This is a genomic window from Falsiroseomonas sp. RANM36 (assembly GCF_056682175.1).
In genome coordinates this window covers 909,908-917,022 of the sequence record NZ_JBWXTD010000003.1, presented here as the reverse complement: position 1 = coordinate 917,022, position 7,115 = coordinate 909,908, and the positions used below count along the sequence as shown (strand labels likewise).

The following is a 7,115-nucleotide window of genomic DNA, read 5'->3' as shown; positions in this document are numbered from 1 at the left end:
TGACGGCGATGTTGACGACGGCGGGCAGCACGCGCTCCGCGAGGTCGGCGAAGTCGGGCAGCGCGGCGGCGCCGCGCGGGGCGCAGGCCCGCGGCCGGCCCCCCCAGCCCGGGCAGGGCCCGGGGGCCCCCGCGGCCGTCTGCCGCAGCGCGGGGCCGAGGCCCAGCCCATCCAGCGCGCGCACCGCATTCGGCGTGAGGTTGATGTCCGCGCCGACGCGGGAGAAGCGCGAGGCCTGCTCGAACACCATCACCTCGCGCCCGGCCTTGCGCAGCGCGATCGCCGCAACGAGCCCCCCGATGCCGCCGCCAAGGATGGCTATCGGATGTTGCTGGCGCGATGGAGTCACGCCTCCGGTGCTCGGCCCCTCCGGGGCCTCCGCCCTGCGGCGATCCAGCGCGCTCATGCCTTGCCGGCCTCCTTCAAGGCCATCAGCTGCCCGCGCGCTTCCTTCGCAAAATACCGGCGCAGCCGGATCAGCCCGGCATCGTGCTGGTAGAGCATCTCATGCCGCTCCAGCCCCAGCCCGCAGCCATCCATCATCTCGCGGTCCTGCTCCAGCACATGCCAGTGCCGCGGCTCCAGCTTGGTGCGATACAGGAAGCGCCACACGTCGCGCTGCCAGCCCTGCACCTTGCGAACGCGGAAGAAGAAGCAGGCGGAGTTCGTCTCGTCGATCGGCGTGATGACGGAGACGATGCCGAAATTCCCCCCCGGCCCGCCGGTCTTCGGATAGGGGATCTCGAGCCGCACATACAGCGCGCCGTCGTCCAGGAATTCCGACCAGTCGAAGTTCACGTCGCGCTGCCCCGCCTTCTCGAAGACGAAGCCCTTCGGCGTGTCGCGCGTGACGAAGGTGGCCTGCGTGTCGCCCTGGTACATCGTATGGGAATTGGCGTGCAGGAAGGTCCCGTGCATCGGGTCCATCAGGTTGTCGTAGATGTACCGCCAGGATGCGTTCCAGTCCGCATAGCAGCAGAAGCTGCCCCATTCCCCGCCCGCCAGCTGCTCCGGCGGGTTGAAGGGCGCCGCTTCCTCGTGCAGCGCATCGCCGAACCACACCCAGATCGCATCCGCGCATTCCACGGCGGGGAAGGTCTTGACCGCCTTGCGCCCTTCCAGCGGGCAGCCCGGCTGGCCCGGCACGGACAGCACCGTGCCGTCCGGCCCCACCTCCACGCCGTGATAGGCGCAGCGCAGCCGATCGCCCTCGTTCATCCCGCGGGAGAGCGGCACGGCGCGATGCGGGCAGCGATCCGTCTGCACATGGATCGCCCCCTGCACATCGCGCCACAGCACGATTTTTTCGTTCAGTCGCGTCAGTCCGACCGGGCGGCCACCTGTCTCCACGAAGCGCGACGGCAGCACCGGATACCAGCGGTTCCGCAGCCCGGTGGCCAGTGCGCCCTGCACCTCCTTGTCGGTCGGCGTCGCGAGCCCCGCGGCGGGGCGTTCCAGCACGCTGCTCATGACCCTACCTCCCCAACTCGCGCATCAACTCGGAAAAATTCTCCTCCGTCCAGGCGCCGCCATCGCGCGGCCGCACGCGGGAGGCGTTGAGTGCCGCGACCAGCGCCGGCAGCTCATGGTGCCCGTTGCCGAAGGCCTGCTCGATCGCGCCGGCCAGCGCCATCTCCCAATCCGTCGGCTCCCGCGTTCGGGACTGGTGGGGATCGAGATAGGGGAAGCGGTAGGTCGCCATGATCCTGCTCCCTGATCAGATATCCAGCACGAGCCGCGCGCCCTTCGCGCGCGACACGCAGGTCATCATCACGTCGTTCGCCGCGCGCTCGCTGGCCGAGAGGATCGAATCGCGGTGATCCACCTCGCCTTCCAGCACGCGGCACTCGCAGGTGCCGCAGACGCCCTGCTCGCAGGAGGACGGCCGATCAAGCCCCGCCTCGCGCAGCGCCTGCAGCACGGAGACACCGGGCGCAACCTTCAGCGTCAGCCCCGATTGGGCGCACACCACCTCGAAGGCGTCCGCGCCCTCGCCCTCCGGCCGGCTGCGCGGCGTGAACCATTCGAAGCGCACGTTGCCCTCGGGCCAGGCGGCGGTCGCCTGCTCCACCGCATTCATCAGCCGCTCCGGCCCGCAGCAATAGACCAGCGTGCCCGCCTCCGGCGTGGCAAGCCGCGCCGCCACGTCCAGCCGCGTGCCGTCGTCGGTGCAATGCGTGACGAGATCGGCAAACGCGCGCGCCTCATCCAGGAACGGCGCCTCCGCCGCGCTGCGCGCGCAGAACAGCAGCGTCGCCTGCGCGCCGGCCAGCCTGGCGGCGCGCAGCATCGGCAGGATCGGCGTGATCCCGATCCCGCCGGCGATGAACAGGTAGCGCGCCGCCGGCACGAACACGAAGTTGTTGCGCGGCCCTTCCGCCTCGATCAGCGCGCCGGGCCGCAGCGCCTTGTGCACCAGGCCGGAGACACGCCCGCCCGCAACCTCCCGCACCGCCACGCGCCAGGTGTCGCGCCGCGCCGGATCGCCGCACAGCGAATACTGCCGCACCGGCGCACCGGGAAGATGGACATCGAGATGCGCCCCCGGCTCCCAGGCCGGCAGCGCCGAGCCGTCCGGCGCGACCAGATCGAGCGAGACGACGCCCGGCGCTTCCCAGCTCATCCGCTTCACGCGCAGCGTGCGCCGCCCGGTGACGGCTGCGCGGGTCGCCTGTGGCAGCGCGTCCGCCATCAGACCACCACCACCGCGTCACGGTTCAGCACCGCCCGCGCCATGCTGAGCCCCGCCGTCAGCGAGGTCTTCGGATTGGCGGCGGAGGGCACGCCGACCAGGCGGATCGCGAAGCGCACCGCGTCGCTCTCCACTTCCAGCTCGTGCACATTGGCGCTGATGGTGGGGTCGGCCACAAGCCGTACCCGCGTCGCCTCGAACCCGACGCCGGCCAGCGCGATGGTGGCGGCGACATTCGCGTTCTGCGGAAAGTCGCGCGCGGCCTCCCGCGCGGCGCCTTCGTAGAAGGTGGTCGCCTCGGTGACCGCGCCGAGCTCCAGCAGCGTCTCGGCCTTCGTGCCCTGCCATGCCCGCGGCGGCTTGCGGCCGATATAGGTCACGCGCGGCGTCCCGCGCAGCCGTGCCGCCGCCAGCGCATCCAGCCCGCCCACGGCGCCCGCCGGCAGCAGCAACTGCGCCCCGCCCTGCGCCGCCGCCTGCTTCAGCGATGCCAGCAGCGCATCATCCGCCAACGCACCGGTCGAGGCGATCACCAGGTCGCGCCCCGCCGCCAGCACCGCCGCGCCATGCTCGCGCACCGCGCCATGTCCCGCGCATTCGCATACCATGCCGGCGCCGCTGTGCAGGAAATCCTCGATGCCCGTGTGCACGCTGGTCACGCGCGCGCAGTTGCCCTGCGCCGCGACCAGCGCCTCGCCCTTCGCGCGGTCGCGCACCAGCACGGCCAGGTGATCCAGCAGCCGCGGCTCATGCGTGGCGATCGCCTCCAGCATGGTGGCCGCCATCCCGCCCGCGCCGATCAGGCCGAGCTTCATCGCACCGACCCCGCCGCGCCCGCCGGCGGGCCTGCAAAACTTTCGGCGAAGGGGCCGATCGCGAGCATGTCCACCTCGATCATGCACGGCCCCGTCGCCGCCAGCGCGGCATCCAGCGCCGCGCCGAATTCTTCGGCGCGTGCGACCCGCTGATGGGGTAGTCCGACCGCCTGGCAGACGAGGGAAAAATCGGGCGTGAGGATGGAGGCGTAGTGCTGCCGCCCGCCATACTGCGCGTCCTGGATGTTCCGGATCACGCCATAGCCGCGGTCGTTCATCAGCACGAACACGGCGTCCGTGCCGCTCTCCACTGCCGTCGCCAATTCGCCGAGCGAAAGCTGCGCCGCGCCGTCGCCCACCAGCGTGATCGCCTTGCCCTTGCCGGCCAGCCCCGCGCCGATGCCCATCGCGATGCCCTGCCCGATCCCGCCGCCCAGCGCATGCACGCCATATTCCGGCGCCGCCAGCCGCACGAGGCGGTTGCCGAAGGTGGAGTTGGAGATCGTCACGTCCCGCACCCAGGGCCGCCCTTCCGCGACGCGCGCCGAGATCGCATCCGCGACGTCAGCGTACGGCCCCAGCATCCTGCGCAGCGCCGCCTCGCCCTTCGCGCGCGCCGCGCCGATTGAATCGAGGAACGCGATGTCGGTCGCCAGCTTCGCAGGCAGCCGCGCCAGCAGCCCCTCCAGCACCAGGCGCGCATCGCCGCTGACGAAAAGCTCGACCGGGTAGTTGCGCCCCGCCTGCGTCGCATCCGCATCGGCCTGCAGCAGCCGCGGCAGCCGCATCGCGTTGTTCCGCGTCTCGTTGCCGCGCAGCCGCGAGCCCACCACCAGCATCAGGTCGGCCGCATCGTACACCGCCTGCGCATCCGGCGTCATGTTGAAGGCGCCGAGGCTCCAGCGATGCCCTTCCGGCACCACCGCGCGCCCATTGGTGCTGGTCACCGCGCCGATGCCGCGCTCCACCAGCGCCGTCGCCGCTTCCGCCGCGCCGCGCGCCCCGCCGCCGAGCCACAGCATCGGCCGCTCCGCCCGCAGCATGCGCTCCGCCAGCGCATCCAGCAGCCGCGGATCGGGAACCACGGATTGCGGTGCGATCCGCGCCGGCGTCGCGCGCCCGCGTAGCGCCACGCGCTGCACATCCACGGGGATCTCCAGCGAGACCGGCCCGCTCGGCGCGCTCAGCGCCGCCTGCGCCGCGGCCAGCAGCGCATCCACCGCCTGGTGCGGCTCCCACACGCGCACCACCTGCTTGCTGATGGCGCGCAGCATGTCCGGCTGGCGCGGCACGTCGTGGATCGCGGCGCGGTCGCGGTCCATGAAGGGGCGGTCGATCTGCGTGGTGATGTGCAGGACGGGGCTGCCCGCCGTCAGCGCCTCCACCTGCGCGCCCGCGGCGTTGCCCGCCGCCGTGCCGGTCGAAGTGATGCACACGCCGAGCCCCCGCGTCACCCGCGCGAAGGCATCCGCCATGTTCATCGCCCCCGCCTCGCCGCGGGCGGGGATGAAGCGGATGCGTCCCTGCCGCGCGATCGCGTCCAGGATCGGCATATTGTGGATCGAGATGACGCCGAAGGCATGCGTCACGCCGAGATCGGCCAGCGCCGTGGCGATCAGGTCGCCGACCGGCTGCTCCAGCGTCGTGTCCACGATGGCGTCCATCGAACCCGTCCTAGATGTGCCGCGACACGCCGCCCGAAACCTCCAGGCTGGCGCCGGTGATGTAGCTGGCCGCCGGCGAGCCGAGGAAGAGGATTGCCCGCGCTGGCTCCTCCGGCTCGCCCAAGCGGGCAAGGGGTATCTTCTTCTCGTTCGCGAGCGCGGCGTACCATTGCTCGCGTGTCTGGGACTGGTCGGCGCGGGCGGCGAAGCGGCGCTGCCACTGGCCGGAATCCACCAGCCCCAGCAGGATGGAGTTCACGCGGATGCGCGGCGCGAATTCGGTCGCCAGCGACTTCATCAGGCTCTGCACGCCGGCGCGCGCCGCGCTGGTGCAGACCATGTGCGCCTCCGGCTGAAGCGCCAGCAGCGAATTCACCGCCACGATCGCCGGCGCCGCCGCCTTGTCCAGCAGCGGCCGGAAGGCGCGGATCGGCAGGATCTGCGAGAAGAACTTCAGGTCGAGCTCCTGCCGCCAATCCGCGTCGCTCGTATTTCCGAAGGTCGAGACGCGTCCCTGCCCGGCGTTGTTCACCAGCAGATCGAGCGCGCCGCCGCCCCATTCGGCGACGGCCTGCGCGAACGCCGCCACCTGCGACGCATCGAGCACGTCGCAACGACAGGCCAGCAGCCGCTCGGATCGCAGCGCATCCGTCGCCGCCGCCAGCCGCGTCGCGTCGCGCCCGCAGATCGCGACGCGCGCGCCTTCCGCCAGCAGCAGCTTCGCCGTCGCCAGCCCGATGCCGGAGGTGCCGCCCGTCACGACCGCCACGCGGCCCGCATAGCCCAGGTCCATCACGCCACCTTCCGCAAGGTGAAGCCGAGCCGCGCGGAGATCTCCGAAGCCGCCTCCGCCACGGCTGCGCCGATGCGCGCGCGATGCGCCTCGAAGCTCGCCGCCTGGCCGCTGACATTGATCGCCGCCACCGGCCGCCCGGTCGCGTCGCGCACCGCCGCTGCCACCGAGGCGATGCCCGGCTCGTAATGCCCGTCGCTCCAGGCGAGGCCGGCCTCCCGGTCCTGCGCCAGCCGGGCCAGCAGCCCGTCCGGGGTCGTCGCGGTATGCGCCGTCGCCGCCGGCATCGGCACGCCGGCGTACAGCGCGCGCACCTCGGCTTCCGGCAGATGCGCCAGCATGATGCGGCCCATATTGGCCGCATGCGCCGGCAGCCGCGAGCCCACGCGGATGTTGGACACGAAGGACGCGTTTGGCGTGCGCCGCACGAGATAGACAACCTCGCGCCCGTCCAGCACGCCGAGATGCGCGGAAAGCCCGAGCGTCTCCGCCAGCCGCTGCAGCACCGGCTGCGCCGCCTCCGCCAGGTCGCCGGAGCCGAAGGCATGCGCGGCGATGCCGATCAGCCCCGGCCCGATGCGCCAGCCGGCATCGCCCGCCGGCTCGATGAAGCGCTCGGCCTCCAGCGTGTGCAGCAGGCGCAGCAGCGTGGTGCGGCTGATGTCGAGGTCGCGCGCCGTGCGCGACATGTTCGTCACGCGGTCGCCTTCCGCGATGCGGCGCAGCAGCCGCGTCGCGCGCTGCACCGGGGGCGAGAGATAGGCGTCCTCGGCGGCCTCACCCATGCGCGGCCTCCACCGCCGCCACCAGCAGCGCCGCCAGCGCCGCCGGCGCTTCCTGCGGCATGGCGTGGCCTGCCTCGGGGACCAGGTGCAGCGTGCTGCCGGCGGGCAACGCCGCGTGCAGGCTTCGCGCGGTGTCCGGCGGCGTCACCACGTCCTGCGCGCCGCAGGCCACGAGGGCGGGTCGCGCCAGCCGCGCCGCATCCGCCAGCAGGTCGCCCGCGCCCAGCGCCCGCACCGCCTGCGCGTAGCCTTCCGGCTGCACCAGCGCCATCGCCCGCTGCACGCCCGCCAGCGCCTCCGGCCGATGCACCAGCCGCGGCGCCCCCCCCCCCGCGCCGTGCGCCGGGCCCGGCCGGCGCGGGGGGC

General features: G+C 72.6%; 8 protein-coding genes and 1 pseudogene. All 9 read right to left on the bottom strand.

Annotated elements, in window-relative coordinates; translation table 11 throughout:
- Positions 1 to 406, bottom strand: a 406-nt coding sequence (locus AC1MIR_RS09210; RefSeq protein ID WP_480027871.1) for an NAD(P)-binding protein, incomplete at its 3' end; no start/stop codon positions are given.
- Positions 403 to 1,470, bottom strand: a complete 1,068-nt coding sequence (locus AC1MIR_RS09205; RefSeq protein ID WP_480027870.1) for an aromatic ring-hydroxylating dioxygenase subunit alpha — start codon at positions 1,468 to 1,470, stop codon at positions 403 to 405. The genes AC1MIR_RS09205 and AC1MIR_RS09210, both read right to left, overlap by 4 nt.
- A 4-nt stretch (positions 1,471 to 1,474) precedes the next feature.
- Positions 1,475 to 1,702, bottom strand: a complete 228-nt coding sequence (locus AC1MIR_RS09200) for a recombinase-like helix-turn-helix domain-containing protein (RefSeq protein WP_480027869.1) — start codon at positions 1,700 to 1,702, stop codon at positions 1,475 to 1,477.
- Positions 1,703 to 1,717: 15 nt separating this feature from the next.
- A complete protein-coding gene (locus tag AC1MIR_RS09195; protein ID WP_480027868.1) occupies positions 1,718 to 2,692 on the bottom strand; it encodes a PDR/VanB family oxidoreductase in 975 nt (324 codons plus the stop codon).
- Positions 2,692 to 3,507 carry an aspartate dehydrogenase gene (locus AC1MIR_RS09190; RefSeq protein ID WP_480027867.1) on the bottom strand — a complete coding sequence of 272 codons (816 nt, stop codon included), beginning with the start codon at positions 3,505 to 3,507 and terminating at the stop codon, positions 2,692 to 2,694. The genes AC1MIR_RS09195 and AC1MIR_RS09190 overlap by 1 nt, the downstream gene beginning before the upstream one ends.
- The gene (locus tag AC1MIR_RS09185) at positions 3,504 to 5,171 is read right to left on the bottom strand and encodes a thiamine pyrophosphate-binding protein (RefSeq protein WP_480027866.1); all 1,668 of its coding nucleotides are present in this window, start codon (positions 5,169 to 5,171) and stop codon (positions 3,504 to 3,506) included. Before AC1MIR_RS09185 ends, AC1MIR_RS09190 begins: the two co-directional genes overlap by 4 nt.
- A 10-nt stretch (positions 5,172 to 5,181) precedes the next feature.
- A complete protein-coding gene (locus AC1MIR_RS09180) occupies positions 5,182 to 5,964 on the bottom strand; it encodes an SDR family oxidoreductase (protein WP_480027865.1) in 783 nt (260 codons plus the stop codon).
- Entirely contained in the window at positions 5,964 to 6,749 is a 786-nt protein-coding gene (locus AC1MIR_RS09175; protein ID WP_480027864.1) for an IclR family transcriptional regulator, read from the bottom strand. Before AC1MIR_RS09175 ends, AC1MIR_RS09180 begins: the two co-directional genes overlap by 1 nt.
- Positions 6,742 to 7,115 (bottom strand): annotated as a pseudogene (locus AC1MIR_RS09170) (hypothetical protein); the annotation flags it as partial. The pseudogene AC1MIR_RS09170 and the gene AC1MIR_RS09175, both read right to left, overlap by 8 nt.

Excerpts from the sequence above, each read along its gene's own strand:
- AC1MIR_RS09205 (WP_480027870.1), bottom strand. The coding sequence starts at position 1,470 with ATGAGCAGCGTGCTGGAACGCCCCGCCGCGGGGCTCGCGACGCCGACC.
- AC1MIR_RS09200 (WP_480027869.1), bottom strand. The coding sequence starts at position 1,702 with ATGGCGACCTACCGCTTCCCCTATCTCGATCCCCACCAGTCCCGAACG.
- AC1MIR_RS09195 (WP_480027868.1), bottom strand. The coding sequence starts at position 2,692 with ATGGCGGACGCGCTGCCACAGGCGACCCGCGCAGCCGTCACCGGGCGG.
- AC1MIR_RS09190 (WP_480027867.1), bottom strand. The coding sequence starts at position 3,507 with ATGAAGCTCGGCCTGATCGGCGCGGGCGGGATGGCGGCCACCATGCTG.
- AC1MIR_RS09185 (WP_480027866.1), bottom strand. The coding sequence starts at position 5,171 with ATGGACGCCATCGTGGACACGACGCTGGAGCAGCCGGTCGGCGACCTG.
- AC1MIR_RS09180 (WP_480027865.1), bottom strand. The coding sequence starts at position 5,964 with ATGGACCTGGGCTATGCGGGCCGCGTGGCGGTCGTGACGGGCGGCACC.
- AC1MIR_RS09175 (WP_480027864.1), bottom strand. The coding sequence starts at position 6,749 with ATGGGTGAGGCCGCCGAGGACGCCTATCTCTCGCCCCCGGTGCAGCGC.